The following is a 16,099-nucleotide window of genomic DNA, read 5'->3' on the forward strand; positions in this document are numbered from 1 at the left end:
GCGAAACCAATTTTTATTTTACTCAACTGTTATCTCAAAAGTTTTATCCCAGTTTTTTCCTGTTACAAAATACGTTTTTGTTTTTGGGTTGTAAGCAATTCCATTCAATACATCAATGTCGGGATGTTTGGTAACTTTATTTTTCAAATCACTTAAATTTAGAATGGCTTCAATTGCTCCATTTTTAGGGTTAATTATTGCAATTGCATCTTTTTGGTAAACATTAGCGAAAATTTTTCCATTTACCCATTCTAATTCATTAAGTTCTTCAATTTTTGAACCATTCGTATATACACTTATATAATCTTCAACTTGAAAAGTTTCGGGATTTAAAATGTAAATTTTTTCAGAACCATCACTCATATACAACTTATTACCATCATTTGTTAAGCCCCATCCTTCCATGTTGTATGAAAATGTTTTCTCTTTTTTAAATGTATCGGCATTGTAAACATAACCTTCTTTATTTCTCCAAGTCAATTGATACACTTTATTGTTTAAAATAGTTATTCCTTCACCAAAGTATTGATCATCTAATTCAATAGATTTCAACACTTTTCCGGTTTTATAATCGGTTTTTCTTAAACTTGATTTTCCTTTTATACCTGTAGTATTTCCGGCTCCATTTCCAGTGCCTTCAAACAAAGTATCACGATAAAATTCAAAACCTTGTGTGTACGCTTTCATATCGTGAGCGTAGGTGTTCAAAATTTTATATTTTAAAATTTTAGGTTCTGAACTAGCGTATATTGTAAATCCAGTCGTAATATCAATATTTTTTCCTTCAAAATAAACTAAGGCTTTAATTGTTTTATTACCTAATTTTTGATTATTCAATGAAAATGGTAATTTTTCGTTTCCTTTTACCGATCCAATTTTAACATCATTAATGTAGTATATTACAGAATCAATCGTTTTGTTTTCTTTGTTTTGTAAGACCAAATCAATGCTTTCCTCTAACTTAAGAATTGGTTTTATAGTTGGATTTTCAATTGAAAATAAATTTTTTAATTCATTTTCATCTTCTTTACATGAGGTAGAAATAATGCCTAATACTATGAAAGCGAATAGCTTAACTTTTAACATGGTTGAAAAATTTAATAAGGTAAATATACAATGATTTTTTATACTCACAATTGCCTTGCAAAAATATAAAAAGGTTGTATATTTGCAGCGGCAAGTCCTACACGACCAGCTCCTGCAGACTCCTCCAGGGTGGGAACACAGCAAAGGTATGTGGTTGTAGCGGTGCGATGTAGGTCGCTTGCCATTTTTTATTTCTTTTGAATTGTGGTCCCGATTGTTCGGGATTTTTTATTTTTACACCAATTCTAATTCCTATGCAAATTACTTGGCAAATTGTTCGCTTACAACTAAAAGAAACGTTTTCAATTAGTTATGGAAGTTACTCGTTTAGAGAAGCCTTAATTATTTCGCTTTCCAAGAATGGAAAAACAGGTTATGGCGAATGCACCTCAATTGATTACTACGGAATTAATTTATCCGATTTCACTCAGAAATTGGCCGAAATTAAAACTCAAATCGAAAAACAATACATAAATCACCCAATCGAATTTTATACTTTTTTAGAAAATTTACAATTGCATTCTTTTTTACGTTCGGCTTTAGATTGCGCCTATTGGGATTTATTTGGGAAGTTAGAAAATAAGAGTTTCTTGGAATTAAATTCGATTGAAATTCAACAATTACCCGAATCTTCCATCACAATCAGTGTAGCACCCATCGAAGAACAATTGCAAAAGATAGCAAAATCCGATTGGAATAAATTCAAAGTAAAATGGAATCATTACGATGAAAAAGCATTGAATTTATTACTGAATTGCGAAAAAGAAATCGCTTTAGATGCCAACGGAAGTTTCTCTATTTCCGAATGTCAGCAATTGGAAGAAAATCCGCTATCAGCTCAATTTACTTACATTGAACAACCGATGAAAATTGGATTTTCAAATTACAGTCATTTGAATGCTTCTAAATTTGCGAATTGGATGGCCGATGAAGATTGCCAAGAACAAACCCAACTTTCCGAATTAAAATCGCATTATAAAACCATCAATATCAAATTGGTCAAAACAGGTGGATTAACTCCAGCATTACAACTAATCAATGAAGCACGAGCAAACGATTTCAAAATCATGATAGGTTGCATGACCGAATCTACCGTAGGAATTTCAGCCGGAGCGGTTTTGGTGCCGTTAGTGGATTATGTAGATTTAGATGGCGCCAATTTAATTGCCAAAGACATCGCTTTTGGAAGCACCATCGAAAAAGGAAAAGTGTTGCTTTCGGAGAAAGTTGGGTTAGGAATTTCCTTGAAATAATATAAAGCTGTATTTTCGCACTATAATTCACACTAAAATGAGTAAAGTAGTATTAATTACAGGTGGTTCATCAGGAATTGGAAAATCAATTGGCGAGTTTTTGCATCAAAAAGGTTTTATAGTGTATGGTACAAGTCGAAATCCTGAAAAAATCACGAATTCGATATTTCCATTAGTAGCTTTGGATGTTCGCGATAAGCAAAGTATTGTGAATTGCGTGGATGAAGTAATTCAAAAATCGGGACGTTTGGATATAGTAATTAATAATGCTGGAGTTGGAATTACTGGTCCAATTGAAGAAATTCCAACCGAAGAAATCCGAAATAATTTCGAGACCAATTTATTTGGTCCAATAGAAGTAATGAAAGCAGTTTTGCCTCAAATGCGGGAACAAAAATCGGGTTTGATTATTAATATTACTTCTATTGCAGGTTATATGGGATTGCCTTATCGTGGAATTTACTCGGCTTCCAAAGGCGCTTTAGAATTAATTACTGAAGCGTTGCGAATGGAAGTAAAATCCTTCGGAATCCAAATTACCAATGTTGCTCCAGGTGATTTTGCTACCAATATAGCTGCTGGACGTTATCATGCACCAGTAATCAAAGGTTCGGCTTATGAAGTTCCTTACGGAAACACCTTAAAAGAGATGGATTCGCACGTGGATAGCGGCAGTAATCCAAACGAAATGGCAGAAGCAATTTTTGCTATTATCAAAACAGACAAACCAAAAGTACATTATAAAGTTGGGGCTTTTTTACAGAAATTTTCCATTGTTTTAAAACGCATTTTACCTGATACAATGTATGAGAAAATGTTGATGAATCATTATAAGTTGTAGATTGGTGTTGGTTGAAAGGTGATGGGTACTGGGTGATGGGTGCTGGGTGCTGGGTGTTGTAAGCTTAACTTGTTTCAGCTTCTAATGGTTTTTTGAACTTGCCATTGTCCTTGCCCTTGAATTTGGAATTTTTATTTGTACTTTTGCAAACAATTAATCCTGAGCTTGTCGAAGGAAAAAACAACACACAATATTTTAAAAATTTAAAAAGATGAAATTTTTTATTGACACAGCTAATTTAGAGCAAATTAAAGAAGCACAAGAATTAGGAATTTTAGATGGAGTTACTACAAATCCATCATTAATGGCTAAAGAAGGCATTACAGGAAAAAACAATATCCTAAAACATTACGTAGACATTTGTAACATTGTTGACGGTGATGTAAGTGCAGAAGTAAATGCAATGGATTTAGAAGGTATGATTAGAGAAGGTGAGGAATTAGCTGACTTACACGAACAAATCGTTGTAAAATTACCTATGACTAAAGAAGGTGTAAAAGCTTGTAAATATTTCTCTGATAAAGGAATCAAAACGAATGTAACATTAGTATTCTCTGCTGGTCAAGCTTTATTAGCGGCTAAAGCAGGTGCTACTTATGTTTCTCCTTTCTTAGGAAGATTAGATGATATTTCAACTGATGGTTTAAATTTAATCCAAGAAATTAGAGATATTTACGATAATTACGGTTTTGAAACACAAATTTTAGCTGCTTCTGTACGTCACACAATGCACGTTGTTAACTGTGCTAAAATTGGTGCAGACGTTATGACAGGACCTTTATCTTCAATTACTGGATTGTTAAAACACCCATTAACAGATATCGGAATTGCTCAGTTTATTGCAGATTACGAAAAAGGAAATAAATAATTTCTTAATATATAAAAACAAAAAAGCGTTCTAATTAGAACGCTTTTTTTATGATTAATAATATTTGGTTTGAGTGTAATTAGTATCAGTTATATAGAAACTATAAAATGTTCTTTGTTTACCAAAATGGTTTTCAACAAATCTAATCTTTACTTCAATAGTAGTAGTTTCGTTTTTATAACTTTCTATAGTAATATTTTTTTCAGTTTTTGTACTAACAACCTTAAAATTCAACTCCTTTAATTGGTTTAAATACCTATCAAAAACTTCTTGATTATTCATTTCAAAATTAATTCGGTTTTTTGTTAAATCATTACCTTCATAATAAAATGCAATAGAAGTTGGAATTTCATTATCTTGTTTGTTTTGAGATAAGAATAATATATCACCAAACTTCATTTCTTTTGAGTAATGTTCTTGTGCTATTTTGAAATTTTTATTTAATAAAAATTCTTTTACTTCTGAAGCATTTTTTGTTTTAATATTTAAAATGTCTTCGAAATCAATATTTTGTGAAAAACTTAAGGTGAAAAAAAATAGCAATAGAGCAGTTATATAATGCTTCATGTAGAAATGATTAATTTATTTTAAATTTTGTTCAAAATTCACGTCAAATAAATTGGCGAAGCCATTTTTAATGGTTCCATCCGCATTTAAGATGATTATTCTATGAATTTTAGTAATAACCCATTTTTTACGAATTGATTCAAAATCTACAGCTTGAAATTCTTGAATGTTTTCAAAATTGTATTTTTTTAATGCATTTTTCCATTTAGCATCATTGTCATTAACGTTTATGGCAATAAAATCGTATTGAGGATATTTGGCTTGTAATTCAGTTACTTTTCTGTGAGAAGCAGCAAAATGCGATTCTGCATGACTTGTCCAAAAAAATAATACGGTTGGTTTTTTAATGTATGAGTTAATATCAATTACTTGTTTAGATTTATCTATTAAATCAATTTTTGGCAATCGATTCCCTACTTTTAAATTTTGAACCGAATTGTAAATTTCAGAAATTTCTTTTTTGTTATCCTTGTCTGTTGTTAATTGAAGATAACGTTCAATGAATTTCTGATTGTTATACATATTTTGATCTTCAAGTAAATACATCATTGCTACATTATTCAAAACCACATTTTTTACTTTTTCATTGTGAATTAAAGTATCGGTTATGTTTAATTTTGTGATGTTATTTTCTAAAGAATTTTCGTTTAAATCATCTTTGTTACTTTGTAAAGCCACATTATTCAATAAAACACTAACATATTTAATGTAAGGCGAATAATTTGTTAATACAGCATTATTAAAATCAACTGTTTTTCTATGGTTGTAATAATCTTTAGGTAAACTTGATCTAATGTTCTCACCAGTTCTAAATTGGTGTGCATAAGGATAAATCTCTTTTTTTGTTATGTGATGAAAATCAAGGCTAGCTTTTGCAATTAAATCAAAGTTAGCATCCCAACCAATTTCAGCTTTTCTTTTAAGATAAAATGATTTTCTGATGGCATAACTTGAATCAATATTTTTAATAAAACTTTTTACATCCTTGTCAAATTTATCATACATCAAAGAACGATCTGCTTCATTCTTAAGAAATAATTCAATTAAAAAGTTGTTTTTTTCATCACCTCTTCCACAAAAAACAATAGAATTGTCAAAGTCAAAAGTGTTTACTCTAACCATCAAACTGTCATTTTTGTCAAAATAAACATATTGATATTCGGGATTGTGTTTAAAAGTGTATAAACCAGGAACTAATGAGTCGAATTTGTGCATGAAACGATTATTTTTATCTAAAAAAATCGTATCAATTACTTCGTCATCTTTTAAAAATAAAACATATTTTTCCTGCGGATTTAAAATTTCACCACCAAAATACGCAACGTAATTATCTTCAGAAAATACTTTCTTACATGAAGTTAAAGTGGATAAAATGATAAAGCTGAAAGGGAGAAAATATTTTAAGTAATTATGATTCATTCAATTATATCTTGATTTGAAAACAAATGTATTTGAAATTATTAAATTAGCTTGTTAACGTTCAGTTAAAATAAACCTATTTTTATTCTAAATTAAGTGTTCAAAAATCTACTATTTTTAGTACTTTTGCAACAATTTTAATAAAAATATAAAAATGTTAACAGTTTCAAACTTATCGGTTCAATTTGGAAAACGAGTTTTATTCGATGAAGTAAATACCACTTTTACCCAAGGAAATTGCTACGGAATCATTGGAGCTAATGGTGCCGGAAAATCGACTTTCATGAAAATTATTGCTGGAGAAATGGACCCTACTTCGGGTAGAGTTATTCTTGAGCCAGGAAAACGTATGTCGGTTTTAAACCAAAATCACAACTTATTTGATGAATATACAGTGTTAGATACTGTAATGATGGGAAATAAAGTGTTACATGCTGTTAAAACAGAAATGGATGCTTTATACGCTGATTATTCGGATGAAAATGCTAACAGAATTGGGGAATTGCAATTGCAGTTTGATGAAATGAACGGTTGGAACGCAGAAAGTGATGCAGCAACCTTACTTTCAAATTTAGAAATTGGTCCAGATTATCATTACACATTAATGGCTGATTTAGATGGAAAACTGAAAGTTCGTGTGTTATTAGCACAAGCTTTATTCGGAAATCCTGATGTGTTGATTATGGATGAGCCTACTAATGACTTGGATTTTGAAACTATCGGTTGGTTAGAAAACTTCTTAGCTAATTATGAAAATACGGTTTTAGTAGTTTCTCACGACCGTCACTTTTTAGATGCCGTTTGTACGCATATTTCAGATATCGATTTTGGAAAAATCACACACTATTCAGGAAATTATACGTTTTGGTACGAGTCTTCGCAATTAGCGGCTCGTCAGAAAGCGCAACAAAATAAGAAAGCTGAAGAGAAAAAAGCTGAATTAGAAGAGTTTATCCGTCGTTTTAGTGCGAACGTTGCTAAGTCGAAACAAGCAACTTCTCGTAAAAAAATGATTGAAAAATTAAATTTAGACGAGATTAAACCTTCAAGCAGAAGATATCCAGCCATCATTTTTGAAACCGAAAGAGAAGCGGGAGATCAAATTTTAAATGTGCAAAATTTAGCTGCTTCAATTGATGGAGAAACCTTGTTTAAAAACATTGATTTAAACATGGCTAAAGGGGATAAGATTGTAGTTTTCTCTAAAGATTCAAGAGCTACAACAGCTTTTTATGAAATTTTGAATAATAAAATGACTCCAGATGCAGGAACATTTGATTGGGGAATTACAACAACACAATCGTATTTACCAGTTGAAAATCACGAGTTTTTTGATGGTGTAGATTTGAATTTAGTGGATTGGTTACGCCAATGGGCAAAAACAGAAGAAGAACGCGATGAAGTATACGTTCGTGGATTCTTAGGAAAAATGATTTTCTCAGGAGAAGAAGCTTTAAAAAAATGTAACGTTTTATCTGGAGGAGAAAAAGTGCGTTGTATGTTATCGCGTATGATGATGATTAGAGCTAATGTTTTAATGTTAGACGAACCAACGAATCACTTAGATCTTGAGTCAATTACAGCGTTTAATAACTCATTGAAAAATTTCAAAGGTTCGGTATTGTTTACCACACATGACCACGAATTTGCGCAAACAGTTGCCAACAGAGTTTTAGAATTAACTCCAAATGGAGCTATCGACAGATATATGACATTTGATGAATATCTTGAAGATGACAAAATCAAAGAATTAAGAAAGAAAATGTATTCTTAATATCAATCCCGTTTCTATTTTTAGTAACGGGATTTTTTTTGCATGAAAGCCATCGATTGCATTGATTATCAAAGATTTTATCTAATGGGAATCCTTTTAAATCCATGAAATCAGTGGCAAAAATAAATTATGAATATTCTCTTTTTTTTAGATTACGATTGCTATTAGAAATATAAATTCTAAATTTGTACAAACAACACACTATGAGTCAAAAAGTTTTGCTCACTTCAAAAGAAGTACACATTATCTTACACCGATTAGCTTGTCAACTAATTGAAAATCATTTAGATTTTTCCAACACTGTTTTAATAGGATTACAACCAAGAGGTAAATATTTAGCCGAAAGAATCAAACAAATTTTAGAATCGGACTACAATATTGCTAACATTCAATTAGGTTTTTTAGATATTACATTCTTCCGAGATGATTTCAGAAGAGGTGAAAAACCATTGGAAGCCAATAAAACCCAAATCGATTTCTTGGTTGAAAACAAAAAAGTAGTTTTTATCGATGACGTTTTATACACCGGTAGAAGTATTAATGCGGCTTTAACGGCAATACAATCTTTCGGAAGACCATCTGAAGTAGAACTTTTAACGCTAATCGACAGAAGATTCAGTCGCCATTTACCCATTCAGCCCGATTACAGAGGAAGACAGGTGGATGCCATAAACAATGAAAAAGTAATTGTAAAATGGCAAGAAAATGATGGAGAAGATGCTGTGTATTTGGTAACAAAATAATGTAATAATAAACCACTAACTACAAACAACCAAAATAAATGAAAGAATTATCAGTAAATCATTTAATCGGAATAAAATATATTACCAAACAAGATATTGATTTAATTTTCGAAACGGCTGACCATTTCAAAGAAGTTATCAATCGTCCCATCAAAAAAGTACCTTCTTTACGAGATGTTACCATTGCCAATATTTTCTTCGAAAACAGTACGAGAACTAAATTATCCTTCGAATTAGCTCAAAAACGACTTTCAGCCGATGTGATTAGTTTTTCGGCAGCGCAATCTTCGGTTAAAAAAGGAGAAACTTTGATTGACACAGTAAACAACATTCTATCTATGAAAGTAGATATGGTGGTAATGCGTCACAGTAGCCCAGGAGCAGCTCATTTTTTGTCGCAGAATATTGGAGCAAGTGTTGTAAATGCTGGAGATGGAGCACACGAACATCCAACACAAGCTTTATTAGATAGCTTTACAATTAGAGAAAAATTAGGCGATGTTGGCGGAAAGAAAATCGTAATTGTAGGTGATATTTTACACTCAAGAGTAGCGTTATCTAATATTTTCGCACTGCAAATGCAAGGTGCAGAAGTAAAAGTGTGCGGACCCAAAACATTAATTCCTAAATACATCGAATCTCTAGGAGTTACAGTAGAACCGAATCTTCGTAAAGCCTTAGAATGGGCAGATGTGGCGAATATGTTACGTGTGCAAAACGAACGTTTAGATGTGAGTTATTTCCCTACGACAAGAGAATATACGCAACAATACGGTGTAACTAAAGAATTATTAGATTCGCTAAATAAAGAAATCGTAATCATGCATCCAGGACCAATCAACAGAGGAGTAGAAATTACTTCAGATGTAGCCGATTCTCAACAATCCGTAATTTTGGAGCAAGTAGAGAATGGAGTTGCAGTGCGAATGGCAGTGATTTATTTATTGGCAAGTAAGATTAAAAATTAGTATCTTAGCATAAAATCAGAAATTCAATTGAAATGGTTGAAATGAAGTATTTAAAATTTGAAATAAAAATTCATGATGATTTTTCTGAATATGAAGATATAAACTCAAATATTGAATGTTTAATAAATTGTAAAACTTTCAAAGAAGCAAAATTTATAGTAGAAAAATCAGTTAAAGATTATAATTGGAAACTTGGAAATTGTATTGATGAAAAAGTACTAATTTTTAACGAAATTGAAAACGATCTGCTTAAAGAACAATATTTAAGAGCAATTGAATTAGGTGAGAGTTACATAATAAATTCAAAACCAAATAGAAAATCCTAACCAGAATGAAAGTCGATCAAAAAGGACATACTACTATCATTAAAGATACACAAAATAATGTGGCTACTTTTGTGGAAAAGTTAACTAATGAATATCATGCGTTTCAAGGTCAAAACTTGATTTTGGATGTATCGCAAGATAAAGCCATTTCGAATGCTGATTTGTCTCATTTCAAAGAATTAGCTAAAACTCATAAAAAAGCTAAAAAATCAATGATTGTGGTAACTGATTCAGTTGATTTTAATAAAGTTCCTAGTTATTTAAACGTGGTTCCTTCCGTTTTAGAAGCCCACGATATGATTGAAATGGACGAAATTGAACGCGATTTAGGATTTTAATAAAAGTTTACAGTCTCAGTTTACAGTATTCAGTAACTGCGACTGAAAACTGCGACTGAACACTAAAAAATGAAACTACAAATACTCGGTTGTTACGCAGCCACTCCTAGAACCATTACCAATCCTACCTCACAAGTTTTAGACATAAAAAATCATATGTTTTTAATTGATTGTGGTGAAGGAACACAAGTGCAATTGCGCAAGCATAAAATCAAGTTTTCTCGCATTAATCATATTTTTATTTCGCATTTACATGGAGACCATTTTTATGGATTAATAGGTTTGATTTCAACGTTTATGTTGTTAAATCGCGAAAACGATTTGCACGTTTATGGTCCAAAAGGAATCAAAGAAATTATTTTATTGCAATTGCGAGCTTCGGGTTCGTTTACGGGGTATAATTTGTATTTCCACGAATTAGAATCCAAGGAAAGCGAAGTCATTTTTGAAGACGAAACCGTAATTGTAAAAACGATTCCATTAAATCATCGTGTTTATACGAATGGTTTTATATTTCAAGAAAAGCTAGGAAAACGCCATTTGAATGTAGAAGCGGTTGCCAAATATAAAATTGAAAAAGTGTATTTCGATAAAATTAAATCCGGTGGTAATGTAACGTTAGACTCAGGCGAATTGATTGACAATGAATTGCTTTCGTTTCCGCCAGATGCTCCAATGAGTTATGCTTTTTGTAGCGATACAATGTATGATGAATCTATCGTTTCGATTATCAAAGATGTTGATGTGTTGTATCACGAATCTACTTTCTTAGATTCGGAAATGCAATACACCGAAAAAACCAAACACGCAACGGCAAAAGAAGCGGCTAAAATCGCAAAATTAGCGAATGCTAAAAATTTAATTTTAGGACATTATTCTACACGTTACGGTTCTATTGAACCATTTAAAACAGAAGCACAAACGATTTTTGAAAATGTGCTTTTGGCGGATGATGGTAGAGAATTTGAATTTTAATTTTTTAAAAACACATAGTCACAATAGAAATGTGTTAATTATAGAGAAATTTCGAACTTTTCTCACTTTATTAAGTAAACATAGAATAATTCGTGATAATTCGTGAAATTTGTGTTTTTAAATTTTTAGACTAAACTAATGATACAAACTGTAATTTTCGATATGGATGGCGTAATTGTAGATACCGAACCGGTGCATCATTTTGCGTATTACCAACATTTTAAGGAGTTAAATATCGATGTTTCAGATGAAATGTATCGTTCGTTTACAGGTAATTCTACTCGAAATATCTTTCAGAAATTAAAAGCACAATTCGCTTTGCAAGAAGATGTAGAAGATTTAATCTTGAGAAAACGTCATTTGTTTAATGAAGCTTTCGATTTAAAAGAAGATTTGTATTTGATTGATGGAGTAGAAGAGTTAATCAGAGATTTGCACACAAACGGAATCCAATTGATTGTAGCGTCTTCAGCTTCGAATGTTACGATTAATAGAGTGTTTACTCGATTTAATTTGCATCAATATTTTACCCATATTGTATCAGGAGAAGATTTTCCAAAGTCGAAACCACATCCTGCTATTTTTGAACATGCTGCGAGTTTATCAGTTGCTCCAAAAGAAAATTGCATCGTAATTGAAGACAGCACCAACGGAATTCAAGCCGCAGTTTCAGCGGAAATTTTCTGCGTTGGTTACGATAGTTTTCATTCTAAAGACCAAGATTTGTCAAAAGCTAATGTAGTTATTCGAAATTTCAACGAATTGAATTTTGAAAAAGTTCGAGATTTGAATTAACTCATTTCTTGATCGTGCAGCGTATGTTTTGCTAAAATGCGCTTACTATCTTTTTTAACCGATTCATTTTTTCGCATCGACCAAAAGAAATCGCTCGAAAACTTTCTGGCTTCTTCCAAATTTACAATAGGAAATGGATAATCTCTTCCCAATTCAAATCCATATAGCATAGATTCAATTGGAGTTAATTTCCAAGGTTCATGAATGAATTCGTTTGGAATATTAGCTAATTCTGGTACCCATTTTTTGATGAAATTTCCATCTTCATCATGTTCGTACGAATTTTTCACTGGATTATAAACACGAAGCGTATTTATTCCTGTTACTCCAGCTTGCATCTGAATTTGTGGATAGTGAATTCCAGGTTCAAAATCTAAAAATTGTCGAGCTAAATGTGGACTACAATTTTGCCAAGGTTGGAACAAATGGTGCGTATAAAATGACACAACTAAAGCACGCATTCTAAAATTCAAATAACCCGTTGTATTCAAACACCGCATACAAGCATCAACTAACGGTACACCCGTTTTTCCTGTAATCCATGCTTTGTGATATTTTTCGTTAACTTTTTGATTCAAATTGCGATAGCCTTTATTTACGGCGATAAATTCCATCGAACATTCCATTTCAAACTTTTGGATGAAATGGGCTTGCCAACGTAATCGAGAAGCAAAATTAGAAATCTGACGTTTGAATTTTCCTTGCTGATGCAATTCCCAAGCTTTAGTGTACACTTGTCTAATGGATAAATTTCCCCAAGCGATATAAGGAGATAATCGACTACAACCTTTTCTAGCCAGTTCAGGTTTTGAAATGTGACTGCTGTAATTTTGTACGCGTTCTTCAAAAAAAGATTTCATATAGCGCAAAGCTGTTGGAACGCCACCTTTCTGAAAATTGGGATTATGAACAGTTTTTATGGATGGAATTTCGAAATGATTTTCTAATTCTTCAATCTCAATATACTTGATAAAACTTCTTGGTGTAGGCTGAAACGGAAGACAATCTTTATCCATAAAATCATACCAATCTTCTTTCCAAGTTTTTCTATTTTTTATTCCACGAATAACACCATTTGTGATGTATTCGTTCCAAATAATTCCATTGTTTTTCAATAATTTAGCAACAGCCAAATCCCTATCAAAAGTTAATTTAATTCCCGTTTCTTGATGCGAATAAACCGCTCTAATAGAAATAAGTTTGGATAGTTTTTCAAATACTGCAACTGCTTCGCCTTGAACAATTAAGATTTGAGTGTGATATTTTAAAAGTTCTTTCTGTAATGCTTCTAATGATTGTTTGACAAAATCAAAATGACGTTGACTATAATGATAATCTTTCATCAACGAAGGTTCGAAAATGTAAAGCAATAACGTTTTCCCAGAAGTCGATAAGGCTTCATGTAAGGCTTCATGATCGTGCAAACGCAAATCTCTCTTGAACCAAACAATTTTCATTTTTCTACATTTTATAGTGTTTAGGGCAACGTTATCCTAACCAACAGCTTCTTTATAGACTTTTAAACATTTTTCTCGAGCATCTTTATGGTCTACGATAGGTTTTGGATAATATTGAGTTTCCAATTCAGGAACCCATTTTTTGATGTATTTTAAGTCTTTATCAAACTTTTTGATTTGCTCTGTTGGATTGAAAATTCGGAAATAAGGTGCGGCATCGACTCCAGAACCTGCAGCCCATTGCCAATTTCCAACGTTACTCGCCATTTCATAATCCAAAAGATTTTGAGCGAAATAAGCTTCGCCCCAACGCCAATCAATTAAGAGATGTTTGCATAGGAAACTAGCAACAATCATACGAACGCGGTTATGCATGTGACCCGTTTTATTCAATTCACGCATTCCAGCATCAACAAAAGGATAGCCTGTTTTTCCTTGACACCATTTTTTGAATAGATCTTCGTTATTTTCCCATTGAATAGCATCGTATTTTTCTTTGAAACTTCTGTTAGATGTATGAGGAAAATGCCATAAAATTTGCATGAAGAATTCGCGCCAAATCAATTCGTTCCAAAAGGTTTCGTTCTTTTCAGCAATCGCTTTGGAAATCATTTTTCGGATAGAAACTGCTCCAAATCTGAGATAAATACCTAAATAAGAAGTTTTATTCATAGCTGGAAAATTTCGAGTAGCTTCGTAATTTTGAATTAAACTTTCCGAAACATCAAAAGGCGTAACTTTGATTTCAGATTTTTCAAAACCAATATCAGCCAATGATAAAAAAGGATAGGAGTGATTTGTTATTTTATCCAATTTTTCTTCGGAAGGATAATGAACTAATTTTATTTTTTTAAAATTCTCTTTCCATTTTTTCGAATAAGGTGTGTAAACTACATATGGACTTCCATCGTCTTTCACCACTTCGCTTTTTTCGAAAATTACTTGGTCTTTTGAAGTTAAAAATGAAATTCTATTAGTAACAAATAACTGATTTATTTCCTTGTCACGCTTGCGAGCATAAGGTTCGTAATCGTGATTGGTATAAACTGAAGTAATTTTATTTTCGGAAATTAATTTGGTAAAAACTTCAATTGGATTTCCATGAAAAACCGCTAATGATTTTCCGTGCTTCTTCAATTCCGATTGAATTTTTTCTAATTGTTCGTGAATAAAATTAACGCGAGCATCATTTTTTGGTAATTGCGATAGAATATTTTCATCAAAAATAAAAATAGGTAACACTTCTTCATTACTATTTAAAGCATGAAAAAGGCCTACATTGTCATCTACTCTTAAATCGCGTCTAAACCAAAAGATGTTCATTTTATGTTTGTTGTTACTAGTTTATGATTTGTTGTTTCAAGTTTGTTTTTTGAACTTGTACTTGCCCTTGCTCTTGAACTTGTTATCCGTTTACTAACAATGTTGACATCCCACCATCAACGTGGAAAATTTGTCCCGAAATCCAGCTGCTTTTATCGCTTAATAAAAACGTTGCCATTTGTGCGCTATCTTCAGGTTTTCCAAATCGTTTTAGTGGATGACGCTCTGCTGATTTTTCTTGTTTCGTTTCGTTATTCAAGAATTTATCGGCTAAAGGCGTATCGGTTAATGATGGTGCAATTACGTTGACTCTTATTTTTGGTGCATATTCAGCCGCTAATGCTTTTGAAAATCCTTCAATAGCACCTTTTGAAGCGGCAACGCTGGTGTGAAATGGCATTCCCATCGTTGCGGCAACACTACTAAATGCTACGATACTCGCTTGTTCAGATACTAATAAATTAGGTAAAACCGATTGAATTACTTTTACCAAACTTAGGAAATTAATTTGTAAATCGGTTTCAAATGCTTCTGGTTTTAATCCTTTAAATGGTCTTAAATTGATGCTTCCTGGACAATACACTAATCCATCAATAACTGTTGGTAATTTAGATATATCAATTGTTTCAGTTGTCGCATCGAATGCAATGTGAGTCGCTTTGACGTCAGCTAAGTTTTCATTGCTTCTTGAAGCGATATAAACGTTATTTTCAAATTGTAATTCTTTTGCTATTGCTAATCCAATTCCGTAAGAACCGCCAATTAATAATATATTTTTCATGGTATTTACTTTTTATTAGAGATGCGATAAATCACTTCTTTACTTAAACTCTCCAAACAATTCGATTAGTTTTTTTCTTCGGTACTCAAAAATTTCATTCAATTTTGGTTTCACTAGAATAGGATGAAACAATTGACCTAAAATTCCCATAGGCACTTTATAATCCACAATATCTTCCATTTCTACACCACCAGGAATTTCTTTAATGAAGTGTTTGTGATGCCATAGTGCATAAGGTCCAAAACGTTGCTCGTCTACAAAATACTGTTTGTCTACTACATGAGTGATTTCGGTAACCCATTTAGTAGGGATTCCTAAAACTGGAGTTACGATATATTGAATTATTTGACCCGGATACATAGGTCTATCAGCACCAGAAAGGATTTTAAATCCCATGTAGTCAGGTGTAATTAATTGTAGATTCTTTGGATCTGATAATAGTTCCCAAGCTTTGTCGATGCTAATGGGTAAATTTTGTTTGGTATGTAATCTGTAGATTTTCATTTCGAATTTTTTTTGTAAATGTACCAATTTGTTTAAACATTTTAAAATTTTATTAAACAAAATAAAATCATTTAAGTATAA

The 16,099-nt window shown here is 31.9% G+C and carries 17 protein-coding genes and 1 other RNA gene; 11 read left to right on the forward strand and 7 right to left on the reverse strand.

From position 1 onward, the window contains the following. Window positions 1–18 precede the first annotated feature (18 nt). Entirely contained in the window at window positions 19–1,086 is a 1,068-nt protein-coding gene (locus LOS86_RS05805; RefSeq protein WP_231843677.1) for a glutaminyl-peptide cyclotransferase, read from the reverse strand. A gap of 88 nt (window positions 1,087–1,174) precedes the next feature. Here LOS86_RS05805 and ffs point away from each other — a divergent pair. From ffs to fsa, 4 genes are all read left to right on the forward strand, one after another. Then, an RNA gene (gene ffs / locus LOS86_RS05810) (signal recognition particle sRNA small type) lies at window positions 1,175–1,272 on the forward strand. A 68-nt stretch (window positions 1,273–1,340) separates the two neighbouring features. Further along, window positions 1,341–2,339 (forward strand): enolase C-terminal domain-like protein, encoded by a 999-nt coding sequence (locus tag LOS86_RS05815; RefSeq protein WP_231843678.1) that lies wholly within the window; start codon window positions 1,341–1,343, stop codon window positions 2,337–2,339. Between the two features lie 37 nt (window positions 2,340–2,376). Beyond that, on the forward strand, window positions 2,377–3,180 hold the full coding sequence (locus LOS86_RS05820) for an SDR family oxidoreductase (protein ID WP_231843679.1): 804 nt from the start codon (window positions 2,377–2,379) through the stop codon (window positions 3,178–3,180). A gap of 211 nt (window positions 3,181–3,391) precedes the next feature. Beyond that, window positions 3,392–4,048 (forward strand): fructose-6-phosphate aldolase, encoded by a 657-nt coding sequence (fsa, locus tag LOS86_RS05825; RefSeq protein ID WP_231843680.1) that lies wholly within the window; start codon window positions 3,392–3,394, stop codon window positions 4,046–4,048. Window positions 4,049–4,102: 54 nt separating this feature from the next. On the opposite strand, the gene LOS86_RS05830 is transcribed toward fsa, so the two are convergent. Further along, window positions 4,103–4,615, reverse strand: coding sequence for a hypothetical protein (locus tag LOS86_RS05830; protein ID WP_231843681.1), 513 nt, complete (start codon window positions 4,613–4,615; stop codon window positions 4,103–4,105). Between the two features lie 15 nt (window positions 4,616–4,630). After that, window positions 4,631–6,034, reverse strand: a complete 1,404-nt coding sequence (locus LOS86_RS05835; RefSeq protein ID WP_231843682.1) for a TlpA family protein disulfide reductase — start codon at window positions 6,032–6,034, stop codon at window positions 4,631–4,633. A 154-nt stretch (window positions 6,035–6,188) separates the two neighbouring features. Between LOS86_RS05835 and LOS86_RS05840 the strand changes: the two genes are divergently transcribed. The 7 genes from LOS86_RS05840 (at window position 6,189) to LOS86_RS05870 (ending at window position 11,953) form a co-directional block, all read left to right on the forward strand. Then, a complete protein-coding gene (locus LOS86_RS05840; RefSeq protein ID WP_231843683.1) occupies window positions 6,189–7,808 on the forward strand; it encodes an ABC-F family ATP-binding cassette domain-containing protein in 1,620 nt (539 codons plus the stop codon). 203 nt (window positions 7,809–8,011) lie between these two features. Beyond that, a complete protein-coding gene (pyrR, locus tag LOS86_RS05845; protein ID WP_231843684.1) occupies window positions 8,012–8,551 on the forward strand; it encodes a bifunctional pyr operon transcriptional regulator/uracil phosphoribosyltransferase PyrR in 540 nt (179 codons plus the stop codon). 38 nt (window positions 8,552–8,589) lie between these two features. Next, window positions 8,590–9,519 carry an aspartate carbamoyltransferase catalytic subunit gene (locus LOS86_RS05850; RefSeq protein ID WP_194096931.1) on the forward strand — a complete coding sequence of 310 codons (930 nt, stop codon included), beginning with the start codon at window positions 8,590–8,592 and terminating at the stop codon, window positions 9,517–9,519. Window positions 9,520–9,551: 32 nt separating this feature from the next. Continuing rightward, window positions 9,552–9,845, forward strand: a complete 294-nt coding sequence (locus LOS86_RS05855) for a hypothetical protein (RefSeq protein ID WP_231843685.1) — start codon at window positions 9,552–9,554, stop codon at window positions 9,843–9,845. 5 nt (window positions 9,846–9,850) lie between these two features. Further along, complete coding sequence (locus tag LOS86_RS05860; RefSeq protein ID WP_231843686.1) at window positions 9,851–10,183, forward strand: ribonuclease Z; 333 nt, start codon at window positions 9,851–9,853, stop codon at window positions 10,181–10,183. A gap of 69 nt (window positions 10,184–10,252) precedes the next feature. Then, entirely contained in the window at window positions 10,253–11,158 is a 906-nt protein-coding gene (locus tag LOS86_RS05865; RefSeq protein ID WP_231843687.1) for a ribonuclease Z, read from the forward strand. Window positions 11,159–11,296: 138 nt separating this feature from the next. Beyond that, a complete protein-coding gene (locus LOS86_RS05870; protein WP_231843688.1) occupies window positions 11,297–11,953 on the forward strand; it encodes an HAD family hydrolase in 657 nt (218 codons plus the stop codon). Here the strand turns inward: LOS86_RS05870 and LOS86_RS05875 are convergent. From LOS86_RS05875 to LOS86_RS05890, 4 genes are all read right to left on the reverse strand, one after another. Continuing rightward, entirely contained in the window at window positions 11,950–13,410 is a 1,461-nt protein-coding gene (locus LOS86_RS05875; RefSeq protein ID WP_231843689.1) for a cryptochrome/deoxyribodipyrimidine photo-lyase family protein, read from the reverse strand. The genes LOS86_RS05870 and LOS86_RS05875 overlap by 4 nt on opposite strands. A gap of 36 nt (window positions 13,411–13,446) precedes the next feature. Next, window positions 13,447–14,733 carry a cryptochrome/photolyase family protein gene (locus LOS86_RS05880; RefSeq protein WP_231843690.1) on the reverse strand — a complete coding sequence of 429 codons (1,287 nt, stop codon included), beginning with the start codon at window positions 14,731–14,733 and terminating at the stop codon, window positions 13,447–13,449. An 82-nt stretch (window positions 14,734–14,815) separates the two neighbouring features. Beyond that, window positions 14,816–15,514 carry an SDR family NAD(P)-dependent oxidoreductase gene (locus tag LOS86_RS05885; RefSeq protein ID WP_231843691.1) on the reverse strand — a complete coding sequence of 233 codons (699 nt, stop codon included), beginning with the start codon at window positions 15,512–15,514 and terminating at the stop codon, window positions 14,816–14,818. Window positions 15,515–15,553: 39 nt separating this feature from the next. Continuing rightward, window positions 15,554–16,018 (reverse strand): SRPBCC family protein, encoded by a 465-nt coding sequence (locus LOS86_RS05890; protein WP_231843692.1) that lies wholly within the window; start codon window positions 16,016–16,018, stop codon window positions 15,554–15,556. Window positions 16,019–16,099 lie beyond the last annotated feature (81 nt).

This window comes from Flavobacterium cyclinae (assembly GCF_021172145.1).
In the GTDB taxonomy this organism is placed as follows: domain Bacteria; phylum Bacteroidota; class Bacteroidia; order Flavobacteriales; family Flavobacteriaceae; genus Flavobacterium; species Flavobacterium cyclinae.

Excerpts from the sequence above, each read along its gene's own strand:
- LOS86_RS05805 (WP_231843677.1), bottom strand. The coding sequence starts at position 1,086 with ATGTTAAAAGTTAAGCTATTCGCTTTCATAGTATTAGGCATTATTTCT.
- LOS86_RS05815 (WP_231843678.1), top strand. The coding sequence starts at position 1,341 with ATGCAAATTACTTGGCAAATTGTTCGCTTACAACTAAAAGAAACGTTT.
- LOS86_RS05820 (WP_231843679.1), top strand. The coding sequence starts at position 2,377 with ATGAGTAAAGTAGTATTAATTACAGGTGGTTCATCAGGAATTGGAAAA.
- fsa (WP_231843680.1), top strand. The coding sequence starts at position 3,392 with ATGAAATTTTTTATTGACACAGCTAATTTAGAGCAAATTAAAGAAGCA.
- LOS86_RS05830 (WP_231843681.1), bottom strand. The coding sequence starts at position 4,615 with ATGAAGCATTATATAACTGCTCTATTGCTATTTTTTTTCACCTTAAGT.
- LOS86_RS05835 (WP_231843682.1), bottom strand. The coding sequence starts at position 6,034 with ATGAATCATAATTACTTAAAATATTTTCTCCCTTTCAGCTTTATCATT.
- LOS86_RS05840 (WP_231843683.1), top strand. The coding sequence starts at position 6,189 with ATGTTAACAGTTTCAAACTTATCGGTTCAATTTGGAAAACGAGTTTTA.
- pyrR (WP_231843684.1), top strand. The coding sequence starts at position 8,012 with ATGAGTCAAAAAGTTTTGCTCACTTCAAAAGAAGTACACATTATCTTA.
- LOS86_RS05850 (WP_194096931.1), top strand. The coding sequence starts at position 8,590 with ATGAAAGAATTATCAGTAAATCATTTAATCGGAATAAAATATATTACC.
- LOS86_RS05855 (WP_231843685.1), top strand. The coding sequence starts at position 9,552 with ATGGTTGAAATGAAGTATTTAAAATTTGAAATAAAAATTCATGATGAT.
- LOS86_RS05860 (WP_231843686.1), top strand. The coding sequence starts at position 9,851 with ATGAAAGTCGATCAAAAAGGACATACTACTATCATTAAAGATACACAA.
- LOS86_RS05865 (WP_231843687.1), top strand. The coding sequence starts at position 10,253 with ATGAAACTACAAATACTCGGTTGTTACGCAGCCACTCCTAGAACCATT.
- LOS86_RS05870 (WP_231843688.1), top strand. The coding sequence starts at position 11,297 with ATGATACAAACTGTAATTTTCGATATGGATGGCGTAATTGTAGATACC.
- LOS86_RS05875 (WP_231843689.1), bottom strand. The coding sequence starts at position 13,410 with ATGAAAATTGTTTGGTTCAAGAGAGATTTGCGTTTGCACGATCATGAA.
- LOS86_RS05880 (WP_231843690.1), bottom strand. The coding sequence starts at position 14,733 with ATGAACATCTTTTGGTTTAGACGCGATTTAAGAGTAGATGACAATGTA.
- LOS86_RS05885 (WP_231843691.1), bottom strand. The coding sequence starts at position 15,514 with ATGAAAAATATATTATTAATTGGCGGTTCTTACGGAATTGGATTAGCA.
- LOS86_RS05890 (WP_231843692.1), bottom strand. The coding sequence starts at position 16,018 with ATGAAAATCTACAGATTACATACCAAACAAAATTTACCCATTAGCATC.